The following is a 21,124-nucleotide window of genomic DNA, read 5'->3' as shown; positions in this document are numbered from 1 at the left end:
CGGTAGTGAATGAGTAGCAGGACAACAAATGGTTCGATAATCGCACAAATAGTCGATTATCGGATTGTAAGCCACCCAAGAGTCTCCTTAATCTGAGCTCACCGAAGCACCCTGACCAGGAGTCTCCAAATGGCTGCAATTCTCTCGCTTCACGAAGCCGTGAAGCAGTTCATCCAGGATGGCGATACCGTCGCCCTCGAAGGTTTCACCCACCTGATCCCAACTGCCGCCGGCCACGAGATCATCCGTCAGGGCAAGCGCGACCTGACCCTGGTGCGCATGACCCCGGACCTGATCTACGACCAGCTGATCGGCGCCGGTTGCGCCAGCAAGCTGATCTTCTCCTGGGGTGGTAACCCGGGTGTCGGTTCGCTGCACCGCCTGCGTGATGCCGTCGAGAAGCAGTGGCCACACGCCATCGAAATCGAAGAGCACAGCCACGCCGACCTGGCCAACGCCTATGTCGCCGGTGCTTCTGGCCTGCCGTTCGCCGTGCTGCGTGCTTACGCCGGCTCCGACCTGCCGAAGGTCAACCCCTTGATCAAGAGCGTCACCTGCCCGTTCACCGGTGAAGTGCTGGCAGCCGTGCCGTCGGTGCGCCCGGACGTGACCGTGATTCACGCGCAAAAGGCTGACCGCAAAGGCAACGTGTTGCTGTGGGGCATCCTCGGCGTGCAGAAGGAAGCCGCCCTGGCCGCCAAGCGCTGCATCGTCACCGTCGAAGAAATCGTCGACGACCTGCAGGCCCCGATGAACGCCTGCGTACTGCCGACCTGGGCCCTGAGCGCGGTATGCCTGGTACCTGGCGGTGCGCACCCGTCCTATGCCCATGGCTACTACGAGCGTGACAACCGCTTCTACCAGGCCTGGGACCCGATCGCGCGCAGCCGCGAATCGTTCACCGCCTGGATTGACACCTACATCCGTGGCACTGCCGATTTCAACGAATTCAAGGCCAAGCTGGCCAGCACTGCGGAGGCCGCACAATGAGCTACTCCACTTCCGAAATGATGACCGTCGCCGCAGCCCGTCGCCTGCGTAACGGTGCTGTGTGCTTCGTCGGCATCGGCCTGCCTTCCAAGGCCGCCAACCTGGCGCGCCTGACCTCGTCGCCAGACGTGGTGCTGATTTACGAGTCCGGTCCGATCGGCGCCAAGCCAAGCGTACTGCCGCTGTCGATCGGCGACGGCGAGCTGGCCGAAACCGCTGACACCGTGGTGCCGACCGGCGAGATCTTCCGCTACTGGCTGCAAGGTGGGCGCATCGACGTCGGCTTCCTCGGCGCCGCCCAGGTCGACCGCTTCGGCAACATCAACACGACTGTGGTCGGTGACTACCACGCCCCGAAAACCCGCCTGCCGGGTGCCGGTGGCGCACCGGAAATCGCCGGTTCCGCCAAACAGGTGCTGATCATCCTCAAGCAGTCGCCGCGTGCCTTCGTCGACAAGCTGGACTTCATCACCTCGGTTGGCCACGGTGAAGGCGGCGACTCGCGCAAACGCCTTGGCCTGCCAGGCGACGGCCCGGTCGGTATCATCACCGACCTGTGCATCATGGAGCCGGAGGCTGGTACCCACGAATTCGTCGTTACTGCCATCCACCCGGGCGTGACCCGCGAGCAGATCATCGCCGCCACTGGCTGGGCGATCCGCTTTGCCGACGATGTGCAGACCACTGCCGAACCGACCGAAGTCGAGCTGTCCGCCCTGCGAGACCTCGAAGCCCGTACCGCCGCGGCCCACGGCCAGGTGGCAGGAGAAGCCTGATGCGCGACGTATTCATCTGTGACGCCATTCGCACCCCGATCGGCCGCTTCGGCGGTGCCCTGGCCGGCGTGCGGGCCGACGACCTGGCCGCCGTGCCGCTGAAGGCGCTGATCGAGCGCAACCCGAGCGTGCAGTGGGATCAGGTTGACGAAGTATTCTTCGGCTGCGCCAACCAGGCTGGTGAAGACAACCGCAATGTGGCGCGCATGGCGCTGCTGCTGGCCGGCCTGCCGGAAAGCATTCCGGGCGTTACCCTGAACCGCCTCTGCGCGTCGGGCATGGATGCCATCGGTACCGCCTTCCGCGCCATTGCCAGCGGCGAAATGGAGCTGGCGATTGCCGGCGGCGTCGAGTCGATGTCGCGTGCCCCGTTCGTCATGGGCAAGGCCGAAAGTGGCTATTCGCGCAACATGAAGCTCGAAGACACCACCATCGGCTGGCGTTTCATCAACCCCCTGATGAAGAGCCAGTACGGTGTGGACTCCATGCCGGAAACCGCCGACAACGTGGCCGACGATTACCAGGTTTCGCGTGCTGACCAGGACGCCTTCGCCCTGCGCAGCCAGCAGAAGGCAGCTGCCGCCCAGGCCGCCGGTTTCTTCGCCGAAGAGATCGTGCCGGTGCGTATCGCGCACAAGAAGGGCGAGACCATCGTCGAGCGTGACGAGCACCTGCGCCCGGAAACCACACTGGAAGCGCTGACCAAGCTCAAGCCGGTCAACGGCCCGGACAAGACCGTCACCGCCGGCAACGCCTCGGGTGTGAATGACGGTGCTGCGGCGTTGATCCTGGCCTCGGCCGAGGCGGTGAAGAAACACGGCCTGACCCCACGTGCCCGGATACTGGGCATGGCCAGCGCCGGTGTTGCACCGCGGGTCATGGGCATTGGCCCGGTGCCGGCAGTGCGCAAGCTGACCGAGCGCCTGGGCATCGCGGTGAATGATTTCGATGTGATCGAGCTCAACGAAGCCTTTGCCAGCCAAGGTCTGGCGGTGCTGCGTGAGCTGGGTGTGGCCGACGATGCACCGCAGGTGAACCCCAACGGCGGTGCTATCGCCCTGGGCCACCCGCTGGGCATGAGTGGTGCGCGCCTGGTGCTGACTGCGCTTCACCAACTGGAAAAGAGCGGTGGGCGTAAAGGCCTGGCGACCATGTGTGTGGGCGTAGGCCAAGGTTTGGCGCTGGCCATCGAGCGGGTTTGACCTGTACCGGCCTCTTCGCGGGTAAACCCGCTCCCACAGGGAACCACGCATCCCCTGTGGGAGCGGGTTTACCCGCGAAGAGGCCGGCACATGCGACTCAAGGCCAATTGCCAGCCAGATAGCGGAACGAGTGTGTTACCAGGTGTGTCTAGAATTACCTGCGACCCTCCAGGAGTAAACTCACCATGACCTCAGCCTATTACACCGGCGAAGAACGCAGTAAACGCATCTTCGCTATCGTTGGTGCCTCTTCAGGCAACCTGGTGGAATGGTTCGACTTCTACGTCTATGCCTTCTGCGCGATCTACTTTGCTCCGGCTTTCTTCCCTTCCGACGACCCCACCGTGCAGTTGTTGAACACGGCAGGCGTGTTCGCCGCGGGTTTTCTGATGCGCCCCATCGGTGGCTGGATATTCGGCCGCCTCGCTGACCGCCATGGTCGCAAGAATTCCCTGATGATCTCGGTGCTGATGATGTGCTTCGGCTCCCTGATGATCGCCTGCCTGCCCACCTATGCCAGCATCGGCACCTGGGCCCCGGCGTTGCTGTTGCTGGCCCGGCTGATCCAGGGCCTGTCGGTTGGCGGCGAGTATGGCACCACTGCCACCTACATGAGTGAAGTGGCCCTGCGCGGCCAGCGCGGCTTCTTCGCCTCGTTCCAGTACGTGACCCTGATCGGCGGCCAGTTGCTGGCGGTGCTGGTGGTGGTGATCCTGCAGCAACTGCTCACCGAAGAAGAGCTGCGCGCCTGGGGCTGGCGCATACCGTTCGTGGTCGGTGCCATTGCAGCGCTGATCTCGTTGATGCTGCGCCGCTCGCTGCATGAGACCAGCAGCGCCGAAACCCGCCAGGACAAGGACGCCGGTACCATCAAGGGCCTGTTCCGCAACCACGCGGCGGCTTTCATCACCGTGCTCGGCTATACCGCGGGCGGTTCGCTGATCTTCTACACCTTCACCACATACATGCAGAAGTACCTGGTCAACACCGCCGGCATGACCGCAAAAAACGCCAGCTACGTGATGACTGGCGCGCTATTCCTGTTCATGGTGCTGCAGCCGTTCTTCGGCATGCTCTCCGACCGCATCGGCCGGCGTAATTCGATGATGCTGTTCGGCGCCCTGGGGACGCTGTTCACCGTGCCGCTGCTGATGGCGCTGAAAACCGTGAGCAGCCCGTTCATGGCCTTCGTGCTGATTACCCTGGCGTTGTGTATCGTCAGTTTCTACACCTCGATCAGCGGCCTGGTGAAGGCCGAGATGTTCCCGCCGCAGGTGCGTGCGCTGGGTGTGGGCCTGGCCTATGCAGTGGCCAACGCGGCGTTCGGCGGTTCGGCCGAATACGTTGCCCTGGGCCTGAAGACCTTGGGCATGGAAAACACTTTCTACTGGTACGTGACAGCGATGATGGCGATTGCCTTCCTGTTCAGCCTGCGCTTGCCGAAGCAGGCCGCGTACCTGCACCACGATGATTGAGGACGTGGCATGACCAACCAACTGTTCGACGCCTACTTCACCGCACCGGCCATGCGCGAGATCTTCTCCGACCGTGGCCGCCTGCAGGGCATGCTCGATTTCGAAGCGGCGCTGGCACGGGCCGAGGCGGCTGCCGGGCTGGTCCCGCACAGCGCGGTAGCGGCCATCGAGGCGGCTTGCCACGCCGAGCGTTATGACGTTGGCGCGCTGGCCAATGCCATCGCCACTGCTGGCAACTCGGCGATCCCGCTGGTGAAGGCGTTGGGCAAAGTGATCGCCAGTGGCGTGCCCGAGGCCGAGCGCTACGTGCACCTGGGCGCCACCAGCCAGGACGCGATGGACACCGGGCTGGTCGTGCAGCTGCGCGCTGCCCTCGACCTGATCGAAGCCGACCTTGGCAAGCTGGCCGATACCCTGTCGCGTCAGGCCTTGCAGCACGCCGACACGCCGCTGGTGGGGCGCACCTGGTTGCAGCATGCCACCCCGGTGACCCTGGGCATGAAACTGGCCGGTGTGCTGGGCGCCTTGACCCGTCACCGCCAGCGCCTGCAGGAGCTGCGCCCACGCCTGCTGGTGCTGCAGTTCGGCGGTGCCTCGGGCAGCCTCGCGGCGTTGGGCAGCAAGGCGATGCCGGTGGCCGAAGCCTTGGCCGAGCAGCTCAAGCTGACCCTGCCCGAGCAGCCCTGGCACACCCATCGCGACCGCCTGGTGGAGTTTGCCTCGGTGCTGGGCCTGGTCGCCGGTAGCCTGGGCAAGTTCGGCCGCGATGTCAGCCTGCTGATGCAGACCGAAGCGGGGGAACTGTTCGAGCCTTCCGCGCCGGGCAAGGGTGGGTCTTCGACCATGCCGCACAAGCGCAACCCTGTCGGCGCAGCAGTGCTGATCGGCGCCGCGACCCGCGTGCCGGGGCTGGTTTCGACGCTGTTTGCCGCCATGCCCCAGGAGCACGAGCGCAGCCTCGGCCTGTGGCATGCCGAATGGGAAACCCTGCCCGACATCTGCTGCCTGGTCTCCGGTGCGCTGCGCCAGGCCCAGGTGATTGCCGAGGGCATGGAAGTGGATGCCGCGCGCATGCGCCGTAACCTCGACCTGACCCAGGGCCTGGTGCTGGCCGAAGCGGTAAGCATCGTCCTCGCCCAGCGCCTGGGCCGCGACCACGCCCACCACCTGCTGGAGCAGTGCTGCCAGCGCGCGGTGGCCGAACAGCGCCACCTGCGCACTGTACTGGGTGAAGAGCCGCAGGTCAGCGCCGAGCTGTCCGCCGAAGAACTCGATCGCTTGCTCGACCCTGCCCATTACTTGGGCCAGGCCCGCGTCTGGGTGGCGCGCGCCGTGTCCGAACATCAACGTTTCACTGCCTGAAGGAGACCGCTGTGGCGCACTTGCAACTGGCCGATGGCGTTTTGAATTACCAGATCGATGGCCCGGAAAACGCCCCGGTGCTGGTCCTGTCCAACTCGCTGGGCACCGACCTGGGCATGTGGGACACGCAGATTCCACTGTGGAGCCAGCACTTGCGCGTGTTGCGCTACGACACCCGTGGCCACGGTGGGTCGCTGGTCACTGAAGGCCCCTACAGCATCGAACAGCTGGGCCGTGACGTGCTGGCCTTGCTCGATGGGCTGGATATCGCCAAGGCGCACTTCGTCGGCCTGTCGATGGGTGGCCTGATCGGCCAGTGGCTGGGCATCAATGCCGGCCAGCGCCTGCACAGCCTGACCCTGTGCAATACCGCCGCCAAGATCGCCAACGACGAGGTGTGGAACACCCGTATCGACACCGTGCTCAAGGGCGGCCAGCAGGCCATGGTCGATCTGCGCGATGCTTCCATCGCCCGCTGGTTCACCCCGGGCTTCGCCCAGGCCCAGCCGGCGCAGGCCCAGCGCATCTGCCAGATGCTGGCGCAAACCAGCCCGCAAGGCTATGCCGGCAACTGCGCAGCGGTGCGCGATGCCGACTACCGTGAGCAGTTGGGCCGCATACAGGTGCCGACGCTGATCGTTGCCGGTACCGAAGACGTGGTGACCACCCCAGAGCACGGCCGCTTCATGCAGGCCGGTATCACGGGTGCCGAGTACGTCGACTTCCCGGCGGCGCACCTGTCCAACGTCGAGGTCGGCGAGGCGTTCAGCCGCCGCGTGCTCGACTTCCTGCTGGCCCACTGAGGATACCGCCATGGACGAGAAACAACGTTACGACGCCGGCATGCAAGTACGCCGCGCAGTGCTTGGCGATGCCCATGTGGACCGCAGCCTGGAGAAGCTCAACGACTTCAACGACGAGTTCCAGGAGATGATCACCCGCCACGCCTGGGGTGACATCTGGACCCGCCCGGGCCTGCCGCGGCATACCCGTAGCCTGATCACCATCGCCATGCTGATTGGCATGAACCGCAATGACGAGCTGAAGCTGCACCTGCGCGCGGCGGCCAACAATGGCGTCACGCGCGACGAGATCAAGGAAGTACTGATGCAGAGCGCGATTTATTGCGGCATTCCGGCTGCCAATGCCACCTTCCACATGGCTGAGTCGGTATGGGATGAGCTGGGCGTGGAGTCGCGACAGCAGTAATGCCTGTACCGGCCCTATCGCCGGCAAGCCAGCTCCCACAGGGATTGCATCAGGCTTGAGGGCAGTGCAGTCCCTGTGGGAGCTGGCTTGCCGGCGATAGGGCCATTGAATGTTTACATGGCCGCATTCTTCTGCCGCATGGCAACTGGCCCGGCGTTGCTTTCCACGGCTTGCTTCAGGGCCGGGCACAGGCCGAGCATGAATGCCGCTTCTGCCACCACGAACAACGGCCCGATGATCAATCCGCTGACATCGTCGACAAACGCCGGCTTGCGGCCTTCGTAGTAATGGCCGACGAACTGGATGATCCAGCCCACCACGAACGCACCCAGCCCGGCGCCGAGCCACAGTGCTGTCGTCTGCATCGCCAGCACCTGGCCGACCCACAGGCATAGCCCAAGCAACAACCCCATCACCAGGCCGAAGCGCAGGTCCAGGCGCAGGTAGAACCAGACCGAGGCTGCCGCCGCCGGCAGGGCAGGGGACAGCCACATGCCCGCCACCTCCCAGCCAGGACGCGACAGCAGGATGGTGACCGCCAGCACGATCATGGGGATGCCCACGAAGTGGGTGGCGATGTTGCGTGGGTCGCGGTGGTAGCTGGCGTATTGGCTCAGGTGGTCGACGAGGGTCTTCATTGTTTTTGCCTCCCTGGTTGCCTGATCGGGGTGTATTGCCTGTTCTGGCCTCTTCGCGGGTGAACCCGCTCCCACAGGTACAGCGCAGCCCTCAGAAACTGTGGTGACCCTGTGGGAGCGGGTTCACCCGCGAAAGGGCCGGCACAGGCGACCGATATAGCTCAGGATAGACCGCCCCTGCCAGCATCATCAGTTCAGCGAATGGCAGCAGCCCGCACTGGCATATCCAGCCCCACCAGCGTTTCGATCATCGCTCGCGCCGCCGGCGACAACCGGTAACCGCTGCGGCTGACTACGCCACAGCGCACGCTCAGCACTTCCAGCGCTGGCGGCAGGTTGCGCCAGTGCAGGCGCACCAGGCGGCCGCTGGCCAGGTCTTCGGCCACGGCTTCCTCGCTGGCGGTGCCGATGGCATCGCTGGCCAGCACCACGCTGCGCAGTACGGCCAGGTGCTCGGTTTGCAGGTGCGGGGTGAAATCGCTGCGCCCGCTCAGGTTGGCCAGGCGCTTGCGCACGCCGGGGGCGAGCAGGGCGCTGGCCAGGGGGTAGCTGAACAGGTCGTTGGTCGACAGGCTGTCCTTGGCCAGCAATGGGTGCCCCGGGCGACAGAAGAACAGGCCGGGGCGCGGTGAAAGGGGTTCGGTGTGGAAGTTGGGGTCGGCCTCGAACGGGCGGATGTCGTCGACGAAAAACTCGATCTGTTCGCGGCGCAGGGCCTGGCCGAGGCGTTCGGTGTTGTCCACCAGCAGCGAGGTGCGGATGCCTGGGTGGCGCTCGAGAAAGTGGCGCAGGGCATCGGGCACCAGGCGTACGGCCAGCGTCGGGCCGCTGCCGAAATGCAGCTCGCCGGCGTCGAGCTTGGTCATCTGTAGCACTTCGTTGCTCAGCTGCGCGGCACCTTGTACCAGGCGCCGGGCATGTTGCAGCACCACCAAGCCTTCAGGGGTGGGCGGCAGGGCTTTGCTGGCGCGGTCGACCAATGGGCAGCCGAAGCTGTGTTCCAGGCTCTGGATGGCACGGCTGAAGGCGGGTTGGGTGATGCCCATGGCCTCGGCGGCACGGACGAAGCTGCGGTATTCGGTGAGGGCGATGAAGTAGCGCAGTTGACGAAGGTCCATGTCACGGCTCTGGGGCGGGGTTCAGGGGCCTATTCAAGCGGTTGCTGTATATTCCGTCAAAGAAGGTTTATTGATTTGTTTATAGCTTTAGGTTATTTGTTGCGGCATCTGGCTTCTTCGCGGGTAAACCCGCTCCCACAGGTTCACCACAGTTTCAGAATCTGTGGTGAACCTGTAGGAGCGGGTTTACCCGCGAAGCATTCAAAGGAGATTCAGCGGGTAGCTCACGATCAACCGGTTCTCGTCGAACGAGTTGGTGCTGAAGTCCCGGCGCATGGTGGAGTTGCGCCACTTCACCGACAGGTCCTTGAAGCTGCCCGACTGCACCACATACGCCAACTCGGTTTCCCGCGCCCATTCCTTGCCATCGTCCACGCCCCCTGCGGTGACGTTGTCACCTTTGATGTAGCGGTTCATCAGGGTCAGGCCTGGCACGCCGACGGTGGCGAAGTTGAAGTCATGGCGCACCTGCCAGGAGCGTTCCTTGGCGTTGTCGAAGCTGGAGTTGTAGCTGTCGTTTGCCAGGGTGCCGCCGCTGGTGCCATTCACCCGCATCCAGGCGTCGTCGCCGCTGACTTTCTGCAGGCCGACGTAGAATGTGTGGCCCTGATAGCGCGCCGAGAGCATGGCCGAGGCGGTGCGGTTGTCCAGTTCACCAGCGCGTTCGGCGCCGTCTTCCTTGCCGATGAAGTAGCCCAGGTTGGCGCCCAGGGTCCAATCGCCCAGGGGTTGGCTGTGCACAAGGTTGAGGTACTGCTGACGGTAGATGTCCTTGAGCTGGGCATTCCACAGGCCGATCATGGTGCGCTTGTCGTTGAAGGCGTATTCGCCGCCGCCAAAGTTGAAACGGTCGGACGTGAACGCTGCCTTGCCGTTCATCGACATGTCTTCCATGCTGGCGTCGTTGCGCGGGCTGTTGCCGCGGAACTGGCCGGCGTACAGGGTCAGGCCGGCGATTTCCTTCGAGGTCAGCTGGCCGCCGCGGAAGGTCTGCGGCAGCGAGCGGCCGTCATCCGAGCGCAGGATCGGCAGTACCGGCATCCATTCGCCCACTTTCAGCTCGGTTTCGGACAGCTTGGCTTTCAGTGCCACGCCCAGGCGGCCGAAATCATCGGCGGGGCGGCCATCGTCGTGCACCGGCAGCAGATGAGTGTTGGTGGTGCCTTTGCCGCCGTCGAGCTTGACCGAGTACAGGCCCAGTACGTCCACGCCGAAACCGACGGTGCCTTGGGTGAAGCCGGAGCGGGCGTCGAGGATGAAGCTCTGCGTCCACTCCTCGGCCTTGGCCTGCGGGTGGGCCGGGTCGACGAAGTTGCGGTTGATGTAGAAGTTGCGCAGGTTGAGGGTGGCCTTGGCGTCCTCCAGGAAACCCCCTTCGTCGGCGGCGAACACGGGGAGTGCGCAGGACATGGCCAACAGGCCGGGCAGCAGCTGGCGTGCGGGTTGCAAAGTGCTCATCTGTCGTGGATCTCTTGTTTTTATGGGCGAGCCGGTACGCTGCAGGATGCGGCCTGCAGGTGCGGGTCTTTTGGGATGAACCGGGGCAACGTTGCGTGGGGAGGATGGTGCGGGGTGGGGCTGGGGTGAGGCAATTCGCCACAAGCGGAATCGGGCGATAATCGAACGGAATGTTCTGGTTGGTTAATTGTTTGCCTGTGTTGGGGCTTGCGGGCGAACCCGCGAAGAGGCCGGTTCAGGCAACACAAAAAAAAGCCCACCGCGAGGGAGGGCTTGATGCTTTGACAGCTTCAATCAGCTCTTCGGTGCTTCCACCGATGCCTGTTGGTTCGCCTGCCCGGTCTGCTCGTACCAGCCACCGCCAAGCGCCTTGTACAGGTTGACCTCGCTGGTCAGCTGCGACAAGCGATCGCCGATCAGCGCCTGCTGGGCACTGAACAGATTGCGCTGGGCGTCGAGGAAGGTCAGGTTGCTGTCGATACCGATGCGATAGCGGCGTTCGGCCAGGCGGTAGTAGTCCTGGTTCGCCTGCACCAGGTCGCGTTGCGCCTGCAGCTGCTCTTCGAAGGTCTTGCGCGCCGCCAGGCCATCGGAGACTTCCTGGAAGGCGGTCTGGATGGTCTTTTCGTACTTGGCGACGTTGATGTCCTTCTGGATTTTCGAGTAGTCCAGGCTGGCCTTCAGGCTGCCGGCGTTGAAGATCGGCAGGTTGATCTGCGGCTGGAACAGCCAGGTGCCCTGGCCGCCCGAGAACAGGTGGCCCATGTCGGGGCTCAGGCTGCCGGCATTGGCGGTCAGGCTGATGCTCGGGAAGAACGCTGCACGAGCCGCGCCAATGTTGGCATTGGCGGCCTTGAGCAGGTGCTCGGCTTCCTGGATGTCCGGGCGACGCTGGAGGATGTCCGACGGCAAGCCGGCCGGTACTTCGGCCAGCTGGTCGGCATTGAGCTCCAGTGGCTTGGGCAGGTCGGCGGGAATGCCGGTGCCCAGCAGCACGGTCAAGCTGTTGACGTCCTGGGCGACCAGGCGCTGGTACTGCGAGTACTTGACCCGGGCGCCTTCCACGGCGGTACGCGCCTGGCTGACGTCCAGTGCCGAGGCTACGCCGACTTCGTTGCTGCGACGGGTGAGGTTGTAGCTTTCCTCGTAGGTCTTGAGCGTTTCTTCGGTCAGCTTGAACAGCGCCTGGTCGGCCTGCCAGGTGTAGTAGGCATTGGCCACGCTGGCCACCAGGCTGATCTGCGTGGAGCGACGCGCCTGCTCGCTGGACAGGTAGGTTTCCAGGGCCTGCTCGGTCAGGCTGCGCACGCGGCCGAACAGGTCCAGTTCATAGGCGCTGACGCCCAGGGTGGCCGAGTATTGGCTGGTGATGCCCGCTTCGCCCGTCTGCGACATGTTTGCCGGTACGCGCTGGCGGCTGCCGCTGCCGGTGGCCGAAACCGCCGGGAACAGGTCGGCGCGCTGGATGCGGTACTGAGCGCGGTAGGCGTCGATGTTCAAAGCGGCAACGCGCAGGTCGCGGTTGTTTACCAGCGCGGTCTGGATCAGCTGCTGCAGTGCCGGGTCGTGGAAGAACTGGCGCCAGCCCTGCTCGGCGGCGGCAACTTCTGCCGATTGCGTCGGCGAGTACGCAGGGCCTTGCGGCCACTGCGCAGCCACCGGCGATTCCGGGGTCTGGTAGTCAGGGATCAACGAGCAGCCGCCAAGAATGAAAGCGGTTACTGCCAGGGACAACAAAGACTTGGTCATTGCCCAGCCTCATAACGTGGAGTTTCAGGGGTGACGTCTTTTTCCGGCTCTTTGCTGCCGAACAGTGACGACACTGCGACGAAGAACAGTGGTACCCAGAAGATAGCGAGCACGGTCGCACTGATCATGCCGCCGATCACGCCAGTACCGATGGCGTGCTGGCTGCCGGCGCCGGCACCGCTGGCGATAGTCAACGGTACCACGCCGAGGATGAACGCCAGCGAGGTCATGATGATCGGGCGCAGACGCATGCGGCACGCCTCGATCGCCGCGTCGTACAGGCTGCGGCCCTGCTCGTGCAGTTCCTTGGCGAATTCGACGATCAGGATGGCGTTTTTCGCTGCCAGGCCGATGGTGGTCAACAGGCCGACCAGGAAGTACACATCGTTTGACAACCCGCGCAGGCTGGTGGCGATCAGGGCACCGATGATACCCAGCGGTACTACCAGTACCACGGCGATAGGGATCGACCAGCTTTCGTACAGGGCCGCCAGGCACAGGAACACGAACAGTACCGAGAGGGCGAACAGTGCCGGCATCTGCGAACCGGAGAGTTTTTCCTCATAGGACATGCCGGTCCAGGAGAAGCCGATACCGCTTGGCAGTTCGCCAGCAATGCGCTCGACCTCGGCCATGGCTTCACCAGTACTGTAGCCTGGTGCCGGTGCACCGAGGATTTCCATTGCCTCGACGCCGTTGTAACGCGAAAGCTTCGGCGAACCGTAGGTCCATTCGCCTTTGGCGAAGGAGGAGAACGGCACCATTTCGCCAGCACCATTGCGCACGTACCACTTCTGCAGGTCTTCCGGGCTCATCCGCGCGTTCGGCTCGCCCTGGATATACACCTTCTTGACTCGGCCACGGTCGATGAAGTCGTTGACGTAGCTGGCACCCAAGGCAATCGACAGGGTGTTGTTGATGTCGGCGATGGTCACGCCCAGGGCGCTGGCACGCTCGTCATCGATGGTCAGCTGGTACTGCGGCTCGTCGTTCAGGCCGTTCGGGCGCACGGCGCTGAGGATCTTGCTCTGCGCGGCCTTGGCCAGGAACTGGTTGCGCGCTTCCATCAACTTGGCATGGCCGACACCGCCGCGGTCCTGCAGGAACACGTCGAAGCCGGTGGCGTTACCCAGTTCGAGCACCGCAGGCGGGGCAAAGGCGAACACCATCGCATCGCGGAACGTGAAGAAGTGCTGCTGGGCGCGCTGGGCAAGGGCAAACACGCTGTTTTCCTTGGAGCGCTCATCCCAAGGCTTGAGCATGATGAACGCCATGCCCGAGCTCTGGCCACGGCCGGCGAAATTGAAGCCGTTGACAGTGAACACCGAAGCCACGGTGTCGGCCTCTTCGCTGAGCAGATACTCACGCATCTGGTCGACCACCACCTGGGTGCGCTCGGCACTGGAGCCGGCCGGGGTCTGTACCTGGGCGAACAATACGCCCTGGTCTTCTTCCGGCAGGAACGCGGTAGGGATGCGGGTGAACAGCCAGATCATGCCGACCACGATCAGCGCGTAGGCCAGCAGGAACGGTACCTTGTTGCGCAGAATGGAACCCACGCTGCGCTCGTAGCCGGTTACGCTGCGGTCGAAGTTGCGGTTGAACCAGCCGAAGAAGCCACGTTTGGCCACATGGTGTTCGCCCTTCTTCAGCGGCTTGAGCATGGTGGCGCACAGGGCCGGGGTGAAGATGAGCGCCACCAACACCGACAGGCCCATGGCCGAGACGATGGTGATGGAGAACTGCCGGTAGATCACACCCGTGGAGCCGCCGAAGAATGCCATGGGCAGCAGTACCGCCGACAGCACAAGGGCGATACCCACCAGGGCACCCTGGATCTGCTCCATCGAGCGCTTGGTCGCTTCCTTGGGCGGCAAGCCTTCCTCGGACATCACCCGCTCGACGTTCTCCACCACGACGATGGCGTCGTCCACCAGCAAACCGATGGCCAGAACCATGGCGAACATGGTCAGGGTGTTGATGCTGAAGCCGGCAGCGGCAAGGATGCCGAAGGTGCCCAGCAACACCACCGGTACGGTCATGGTGGTGATGATGGTGGCGCGGAAGTTCTGCAGGAACAGGTACATCACCAGGAACACCAGGACCACGGCTTCGATCAGGGTGTGGATCACGCCGCTGATCGACTCGGTGACCACCGGGGTGGTGTCATATGGGAATACCGCTTTCACCCCAGGCGGGAAGAACGGTTCCAGGTCGGCGATGGTCTTGCGCAAGGCCTTGGCGGTGTCCAGGGCGTTGGCACCGGTGGCCAGTTTTACTGCCAGGCCGGAGGCCGGCTTACCGTTGAACTGGGCGCTGACGGCATAGTTTTCACCACCCAGGCCAACCTGGGCGACATCACCCAGACGCACTTGCGAACCGTCGCTGTTGACCTTGAGCAGGATCTTCTCGAACTGCTCGGCAGTCTGCAGACGAGTCTTGCCGATGATGGTGGCGTTCAGCTGGGTGCCGGGCATGGCCGGCAGACCGCCGAGCTGGCCGGAGGATACCTGCACGTTCTGCGCGGCCACGGCGGTCTTGACGTCGACCGGGGTCAGCTGGAACTTGTTCAGCTTGGCCGGATCGAGCCAGATACGCATGGCGTACTGCGCACCGAACACCTGGAAGTCACCCACACCCGCGGTACGCGAGATCGGGTCCTGCATGTTGGAGACGATGTAGTTGGCCAGGTCGTCCTTGGTCATGCTGCCGTCTTCGGACACCAGGCCGATCACCAGCAGGAAGTTCTTCACTGCCTTGGTGACGCGGATACCTTGCTGCTGCACTTCCTGCGGCAACAGGGGGGTGGCCAGGTTCAGCTTGTTCTGCACCTGCACCTGCGCGGTGTCTGGGTTGGTGCCCTGCTCGAAGGTGGCGGTAATGGTCATGCTGCCGTCGGAGTTACTTTCCGACGACACATAACGCAGGTTGTCGATACCGTTGAGCTGCTGCTCGATCACCTGTACCACGGTGTCCTGCACGGTTTGCGCCGAGGCGCCCGGGTAGGTCACGGCGATGGCGATGGCCGGCGGCGCGATGCTGGGGTACTGGTTGATCGGCAGCTTCAGGATCGACAAGGCGCCGACCAGCATGATCACCAAGGCGATCACCCAGGCGAAGATCGGGCGATCGATAAAGAACTTCGACATGGTTTACTCCGCTTTGGCGTCTGCTTTCGCCGCGTTGGCCTGAACAGGGCTGGCCGGCTTCTTGACGTTGGTGGCTTCGCTGACCTTGACCTCGACGCCCGGGCGCACGTACTGCAGCCCTTCGGTGATCAGGCGGTCACCCGGGTTCAGGCCTTCCTCGATCAGCCAGTCGCTGCCCAGGGTACGGTTGGCCTTGAGCTGGCGCAGTTCGACCTTGTTCTCCTGGTTGACCACCAGCGCGGTCGGCGCGCCTTTCAGGTCGCGGGTCACGCCCTGTTGTGGGGCCAGGATGGCATTGGCGTTGACACCTGCCTTGAGCCGCGCATGTACGAACATGCCTGGCAGCAGGGTGTGATCAGGGTTGGGGAACAGGGCGCGCAGGGTGACCGAGCCGGTGGTCTCGTCGACCGAGACCTCGGAGAACTCCAGGCGGCCCTCCTGCTTGAACAGGCTGCCGTCTTCCAGCACCAGTTGCACCGAGGCGGCGTTGTCGCCGGCCTTTTGCAACTGGCCGCTTTCCAGGTCACGGCGCAGCTTGAGCAGCTCGGCGGTGGACTGGGTGACGTCGACGTAGATCGGGTCGAGTTGCTGGATGGTGGCCATGGCGTTGGCCTGGCCATTGCTCACCAGTGCACCTTCGGTGAACGAAGAACGGCCGATACGGCCGCTGATCGGTGCCAGGACCTTGGTGTAGCGCAGGTCGATCTGCGCGCTCTTGAGCGAAGCCTCGGCCTGCAATCGTTTGGCATTGGCGTCGTCGTATTCCTGCTTGGAGACAGCCTGTTCGTCGATCAGCTGCTTGTAGCGCTCGGCCAGCGAGCGGGTGGCCTGCAGGTTGGCCTGGGCATTGGCCAGGGTGGCTTCGTACACGGCAGGGTCGATCTGGTACAACTGCTGGCCTTCCTTGACCTCACTGCCTTCCTTGAACAGGCGCTTGAGGATGATGCCGTTTACCTGCGGGCGCACTTCGGCGACGCGGTAGGCACTGGTACGCCCCGGCAATTCCGAGGTCAGGGTGAAGGCTTGGGGCTGGATGGTCACGACGCCGACCTGAGGAGCCTGCGCCGCTGGCGCTGCTTCTTCTTTCTTACAGCCACTGAGCAGGGTTGCCAGGGCGACGGCGGAAACCAGAGCGGTAACGGCTGGCTTGAATTGCATGAGGATCCTCGGGTCGCTGGAGCAGGGAGACGCTCAAGAGTAATGGAAGAGTCTTGATCTGGAAAAATTGCTATCCGGTGGATAAATAGCTTGCTAAGGAATATACTTACATTCATGGTTGTTTGTAAATACCGCTGGGTTGTACTCGGGTACTGCCACAGCCCTTGATTAGCTCCTCCGCGAGGCACCCTGCAGAGGTGCCCCCGGAGTGTTCCCCGCACGCGCCGCGCGTTCGGGGCAGATGAGGTTTGTACTGCCATGGTCCGTCGAACCAAAGAAGAAGCCCAGGAAACCCGCGCCCAGATCATCGAAGCGGCGGAAAAGGCCTTCTACAAGCGCGGGGTTGCGCGAACCACCCTGGCCGACATCGCCGAACTGGCGGGTGTGACGCGGGGGGCGATCTACTGGCACTTTAACAACAAGGCCGAGCTGGTGCAGGCGCTGCTCGACAGCCTGCATGAAACCCATGACCACCTGGCGCGGGCGAGCGAAAGCGAGGACGAAGTGGACCCGCTCGGCTGCATGCGCAAGCTGTTGCTGCAAGTGTTCAACGAGCTGGTGCTCGATGCCCGAACCCGGCGTATCAATGAAATCCTGCATCACAAGTGCGAGTTCACCGATGACATGTGTGAAATTCGCCAGCAACGCCAGGGTGCGGTGCTGGATTGCCACAAGGGCATCACCCTGGCGTTGGCCAATGCCGTGCGCCGGGGCCAGTTGCCAGGCGAGCTGGATGTCGAGCGCGCGGCGGTGGCCATGTTCGCCTATGTCGATGGCCTGATCGGGCGCTGGCTGTTGCTGCCTGACAGTGTCGATCTGTTGAAGGATGTCGAAAAATGGGTCGACACCGGGCTGGATATGCTGCGCTTGAGCCCGGCTCTGCGCAAATGACACTTTGTTAAGGATTGTGAGGGAGTGTTACCCCTTTGTGTTAAGGGGGGATTAATGCTTCCGGATGACCTTGAACAAATCACCGATCCTGTGGGAGCGGCCTTGTGTCGCGATAGGGCTGCGCAGCAGCCCCGGCAATTTGTGCATCACTGCTGAAATCCTGGGGCCGCTTCGCGGCCCTTTCGCGACACAAGGCCGCTCCCACAGAGATCGCGTAGCTTCTAGCGTCCGCGCAGTTGCCGGTCGGGCAATGCAAACGCTGCAAACAGTCCCAGCACGGCTACCCCGGCACTCCCCATCAACAACTGCCGGAACGTATCGAGTAACCGCCCTTGTGTCATCAGGTCCACTTCGCCGGCCTTCAAGCTCCCCAGCAACGGATTACCCAGCGACTCGAACCCGCCCTGGTGCAGCAGCGCCAGCAGCAGGCTGGACATGCACGCCACCCCCATGGCCCCGCCCAGCGAGCGGAACAGGTTGGTGGTGCTTGTGGCCACGCCGATGTCCTTGCTGTCCACCGCGCTTTGCGTGCCTACCAGCGAGGTCGGGAACTGCAGCCCGCAAGCGATGCCGGTCAGCAGCATGAACAGTGCGCTGAGCAAGGCCGATTGCGGCGGGGTCAGCGCCATGGCGAAAATGGCTAGCGGCATAAGCAGCGCGCCGGCCAGGATCTGCGGCTTGTAACGCCCGGTCAGGCTGGTCATGCGCCCGCCGGTGAAGGCCCCCATGGGCAGCCCCATCACCAGCGGCAGGAGGTGCAAAGCAGCACTGTCGGCGCCGGCGCCGGTGATGCCCTGGTAGCGCAACGGCATGAGCATGGTCAGGGAGATTGACTGGAAGCTGGCGAAGAAGATCACGCCCCAGCACAGCACCGCCACGCGATTGCCGAACAGGCCGAGTGGCAGCAGCGGCTCCGGGCAGCGGCGCTCATGGGCGATGAACAGCACCAGGCCCAGCGCGGCGCAGGCGAACAGGGCCAGCACGGCCGAGTCGACCCAGGCGTGACCCTGGCCGACCAGGGTAATACCCAGCAACAGGCTACCCAGGCCGAGGATCAGCAACACGGCGCCCAGGTAGTCCACCTGCGCCTCGCGGCGCTGCGCCGGCATGCCGCCGAGGGCGCGGCGGATCGCCCACAGTGCGACCAGCCCCAGCGGCAGGTTGATCCAGAACACCCAGCGCCATGACAGGTATTCGGTCAGCCAGCCGCCCAGTACCGGCCCGGCGACGCTGGCCACGGCGTACATGCTGCTGAAATAGCCCTGGTAGCGGCCGCGCTCCCGTGGGGGTACGAAGTCGCCGATGATCGCTTGGCTCACCGAGACCATGCCACCGGCACCTATGCCTTGCAGTACCCGGGCCAGCACCAGTTGTTGCATGTCCTGGGCCAGGGCGCAGGCGATCGAGGCCAGGGTGAAAAGGCTGATGCCGGTGAGGATCATCCTGCGCCGCCCGTACAGGTCGCCCAGCTTGCCGTAGATCGGCACGGCCACGGTCATCGCCACCATGTAGCCGGAGATGACCCAGGCCAGCAGGCCGACATCGTTGAACTGCGCCGAGATTGCCGGCAGCGAGACGGCGACGATGGTCTGGTCCAGGGCGCCGAGGAAGATCGCCAGCATCAGGGCGGTAAGCACGTTGCGCAGGGTAGTGGGGGGCAGGGCGGCGGTCACGGGGATACCTTGTTTATCGGTTGAGACCTCTTCGCGGGCATGCCCGCTCCCACAGGTACAACTCAGGGCTTGAAGGCTGTGGTGTACCTGTGGGAGCGGGCGTGCCCGCGAAGGGGCCCCGAAATTGTAACCTGAGTTAGGTAGCTTCCTATGTACTATCTGCATCCCCTATGCAAGATCGGCATTGGCGCATTCATCCAGTGCTGCATGGCTGCGTGATATCGTTGGTATGCCACAGAGGCGGAAAACCGGGGGCTCGCACCAGCTTGGTGCAACATTATGCCGCAGGTTTTCGCGCCGCTGTCTCCCACACCTTTTATTCCTCTGCCTGCATGTCAAGCATGACCGCCCAGATGGCGACGGTTGGAACAGGCCAGGTAGACCCGATTACAGGGGTCGGTAGTTACCGTTCGACTTTCAACTTATTTTGCGGAGTGATCATGCCCAAGGCTTCCCATCAAGATCTGCGTTTTGCCTTCCGCGAGCTGCTCGCTTCAGGTTCCTGTTACCACACCGCATCGGTGTTCGACCCGATGTCGGCACGTATTGCCGCAGACCTGGGTTTCGAGGTCGGCATCCTCGGTGGTTCCGTCGCTTCGCTGCAGGTACTGGCGGCACCGGACTTCGCCCTGATCACCCTCAGCGAGTTCGTCGAGCAGGCCACCCGTATTGGTCGCGTGGCGCAACTGCCCGTGCTGGCTGACGCCGACCACGGCTATGGCAACGCACTGAATGTCATGCGCACGGTCATCGAACTGGAGCGCGCCGGCGTGGCTGCGCTGACCATCGAGGACACCCTGCTGCCTGCCCAGTTCGGGCGTAAGTCCACCGACCTGATCCCGGTTGAAGAGGGCGTCGGCAAGATCCGCGCGGCGCTGGAGGCACGGGTCGATTCGTCGCTGTCGATCATTGCCCGTACCAACGCTGGTGTGCTCACCACCGAAGAAATCATCGTGCGTACCCAGAGCTACCAGAAGGCTGGAGCCGATGGCATCTGCATGGTGGGTGTGAAGGACTTCGAGCAACTCGAGCAGATTGCCGAGCACCTGACGGTGCCACTGATGCTGGTGACCTACGGCAACCCGAACCTGCGAGACGACGAGCGCCTGGCACGCCTGGGCGTGCGCATCGTGGTCGATGGTCACGCCGCCTACTTTGCCGCGATCAAGGCCACCTATGACTGCCTGCGGCTGCAGCGCGGCCAGCAGAACAAGTCGGAAAACCTCAGCGCCACCGAACTCTCGCATACCTACACCCAGCCCGAGGACTACATCCGTTGGGCCAAGGAATACATGAGCGTCGAAGAGTGACACGCCCTCCCTGGAGGAACGGCCTTACAAGTCCTGATCCCACTCCGGTTCGTCCTTGAATCGCTGCACCAGAAAATCCAGCATGCTGCGCAGGGTCGCCGGCATGTGCTTGCGCGAGGTATACACCGCATTCAGGTTCAGTTCGCGTGGCCTGGCTTCGGGCAGCAGGCGCACCAGTTCACCCCGGCGCAGGGCTTTCGCGGCCTGGTAGGTCGGCAGCATGGCGATACCTGCGCCGGCCAGCGCCGCTTTCTGCAGTGTCATCGCCTCGTTGGCACTGATATTCCCCACCACTGGCACGGCGACTTGCTGGCCGGCCACCTCGAAATGCCACAGGCTGTGGCCGAAGTAGGCATGGGTCAGGCAGTTGTGCCGGCTCAGCTCCTCGACCCGTTGCGGCGTGCCGTGCTCGCGCAGGTAGGCCGGTGCCGCACACACTGCCGAGCGGCACACACTCAGGCGCCGGGCGATCAGGTTGGGGTCCAGGTCGTTGCTGGTGCGGATGGCCAGGTCGATGCGCTCGTCCACCAGGTTGACCGTGCGATCGAGCATCTGCAGTTCCACCTTCACCCCGGGGTAGCGCCGGACGTAGTCGGCCACTGCATCCACCAACTGGGCCTGGCCGAACGAGGTACTGACGCTGATGCGCAGCGCGCCCTTGGGCGCGTCATCCGGCTGCTGCACCGCGGCTTGCAGGTCGCCGGCCAGTTCCAGCAGTTGCCGACAGCGGGGCAGGGTTTCCTGGCCGGCGGCGGTAAGGCTGAGCTTGCGTGTGGTGCGCTGCATCAGCCGTGCGCCAACCCAGTCTTCCAGTTCTGCCAGGTAGCGCGACACCACCGGCCGAGACAGTTGCAGATGATCCGCTGCCGCCGACTGGCTGCCCAGGTCGATGACGGTGACGAAAACGCGCATGGCGTTGAGACGGTCCATGATTTGCCCGGTTTCAGAAACAAACTATGTTCGAGC

The 21,124-nt window shown here is 63.7% G+C and carries 17 protein-coding genes; 9 read left to right on the top strand and 8 right to left on the bottom strand.

Features of this window, described 5'->3' with window-relative positions:
- Positions 1–129: 129 nt before the first annotated feature.
- The 7 genes from V3314_RS25065 to pcaC all read left to right on the top strand — a co-directional run bounded on the left by V3314_RS25065 (position 130) and on the right by pcaC (position 7,014).
- The gene (locus tag V3314_RS25065) at positions 130–990 is read left to right on the top strand and encodes a CoA transferase subunit A (protein ID WP_046617220.1); all 861 of its coding nucleotides are present in this window, start codon (positions 130–132) and stop codon (positions 988–990) included.
- Positions 987–1,766: a CoA-transferase subunit beta gene (locus V3314_RS25060; RefSeq protein WP_015271653.1), complete on the top strand. Its 780-nt coding sequence runs from the start codon at positions 987–989 to the stop codon at positions 1,764–1,766. Before V3314_RS25065 ends, V3314_RS25060 begins: the two co-directional genes overlap by 4 nt.
- Positions 1,763–2,968, top strand: coding sequence for a 3-oxoadipyl-CoA thiolase (pcaF, locus tag V3314_RS25055; protein WP_181381669.1), 1,206 nt, complete (start codon positions 1,763–1,765; stop codon positions 2,966–2,968). Before V3314_RS25060 ends, pcaF begins: the two co-directional genes overlap by 4 nt.
- Positions 2,969–3,153: 185 nt before the next feature.
- Positions 3,154–4,443, top strand: a complete 1,290-nt coding sequence (locus V3314_RS25050) for an MFS family transporter (RefSeq protein WP_046617253.1) — start codon at positions 3,154–3,156, stop codon at positions 4,441–4,443.
- Positions 4,444–4,452: 9 nt separating this feature from the next.
- The gene (locus V3314_RS25045) at positions 4,453–5,805 is read left to right on the top strand and encodes a 3-carboxy-cis,cis-muconate cycloisomerase (RefSeq protein ID WP_046617254.1); all 1,353 of its coding nucleotides are present in this window, start codon (positions 4,453–4,455) and stop codon (positions 5,803–5,805) included.
- Positions 5,806–5,816: 11 nt separating this feature from the next.
- Positions 5,817–6,608: a 3-oxoadipate enol-lactonase gene (gene pcaD, locus V3314_RS25040; protein ID WP_046617255.1), complete on the top strand. Its 792-nt coding sequence runs from the start codon at positions 5,817–5,819 to the stop codon at positions 6,606–6,608.
- A gap of 10 nt (positions 6,609–6,618) precedes the next feature.
- Entirely contained in the window at positions 6,619–7,014 is a 396-nt protein-coding gene (pcaC, locus tag V3314_RS25035; protein WP_046617256.1) for a 4-carboxymuconolactone decarboxylase, read from the top strand.
- A 113-nt stretch (positions 7,015–7,127) separates the two neighbouring features.
- Here pcaC and V3314_RS25030 read toward each other — a convergent pair whose 3' ends face one another.
- The 6 genes from V3314_RS25030 to ttgA form a co-directional block, all read right to left on the bottom strand.
- Positions 7,128–7,652: an Mpo1-like protein gene (locus V3314_RS25030; protein ID WP_046617257.1), complete on the bottom strand. Its 525-nt coding sequence runs from the start codon at positions 7,650–7,652 to the stop codon at positions 7,128–7,130.
- Positions 7,653–7,846: 194 nt separating this feature from the next.
- On the bottom strand, positions 7,847–8,770 hold the full coding sequence (locus tag V3314_RS25025) for a LysR family transcriptional regulator (RefSeq protein WP_153670522.1): 924 nt from the start codon (positions 8,768–8,770) through the stop codon (positions 7,847–7,849).
- A 201-nt stretch (positions 8,771–8,971) separates the two neighbouring features.
- Positions 8,972–10,228, bottom strand: coding sequence for an OprD family porin (locus tag V3314_RS25020; protein WP_046614837.1), 1,257 nt, complete (start codon positions 10,226–10,228; stop codon positions 8,972–8,974).
- Positions 10,229–10,522: 294 nt separating this feature from the next.
- A complete protein-coding gene (locus V3314_RS25015; RefSeq protein ID WP_046614836.1) occupies positions 10,523–11,977 on the bottom strand; it encodes an AdeC/AdeK/OprM family multidrug efflux complex outer membrane factor in 1,455 nt (484 codons plus the stop codon).
- Positions 11,974–15,126 (bottom strand): multidrug efflux RND transporter permease subunit TtgB, encoded by a 3,153-nt coding sequence (ttgB, locus tag V3314_RS25010; protein ID WP_046614835.1) that lies wholly within the window; start codon positions 15,124–15,126, stop codon positions 11,974–11,976. The genes V3314_RS25015 and ttgB overlap by 4 nt, the downstream gene beginning before the upstream one ends.
- A 3-nt stretch (positions 15,127–15,129) precedes the next feature.
- Entirely contained in the window at positions 15,130–16,284 is a 1,155-nt protein-coding gene (gene ttgA / locus V3314_RS25005) for a toluene efflux RND transporter periplasmic adaptor subunit TtgA (RefSeq protein ID WP_075046218.1), read from the bottom strand.
- Positions 16,285–16,542: 258 nt separating this feature from the next.
- Between ttgA and ttgR the strand changes: the two genes are divergently transcribed.
- The gene (gene ttgR / locus V3314_RS25000; RefSeq protein WP_025340482.1) at positions 16,543–17,175 is read left to right on the top strand and encodes an efflux transport transcriptional regulator TtgR; all 633 of its coding nucleotides are present in this window, start codon (positions 16,543–16,545) and stop codon (positions 17,173–17,175) included.
- A 221-nt stretch (positions 17,176–17,396) separates the two neighbouring features.
- Here the strand turns inward: ttgR and V3314_RS24995 are convergent, their stop codons facing one another.
- A complete protein-coding gene (locus tag V3314_RS24995) occupies positions 17,397–18,848 on the bottom strand; it encodes an MDR family MFS transporter (protein ID WP_046614833.1) in 1,452 nt (483 codons plus the stop codon).
- Between the two features lie 440 nt (positions 18,849–19,288).
- Between V3314_RS24995 and V3314_RS24990 the strand changes: the two genes are divergently transcribed.
- Positions 19,289–20,158, top strand: a complete 870-nt coding sequence (locus V3314_RS24990) for an oxaloacetate decarboxylase (protein ID WP_003259571.1) — start codon at positions 19,289–19,291, stop codon at positions 20,156–20,158.
- Between the two features lie 24 nt (positions 20,159–20,182).
- Here the strand turns inward: V3314_RS24990 and V3314_RS24985 are convergent, their stop codons facing one another.
- Positions 20,183–21,088 carry a LysR family transcriptional regulator gene (locus V3314_RS24985; protein ID WP_338459766.1) on the bottom strand — a complete coding sequence of 302 codons (906 nt, stop codon included), beginning with the start codon at positions 21,086–21,088 and terminating at the stop codon, positions 20,183–20,185.
- Positions 21,089–21,124: the final 36 nt, after the last annotated feature.

The sequence above is a fragment of the Pseudomonas sp. TE3-3-F2023 genome (assembly GCF_036784815.1).
Classification (GTDB): Bacteria; Pseudomonadota; Gammaproteobacteria; order Pseudomonadales; family Pseudomonadaceae; genus Aquipseudomonas; species Aquipseudomonas pudica.
Note: the sequence above shows the minus strand (reverse complement) of the source record. Positions and strands in the feature narration are given on the sequence as shown.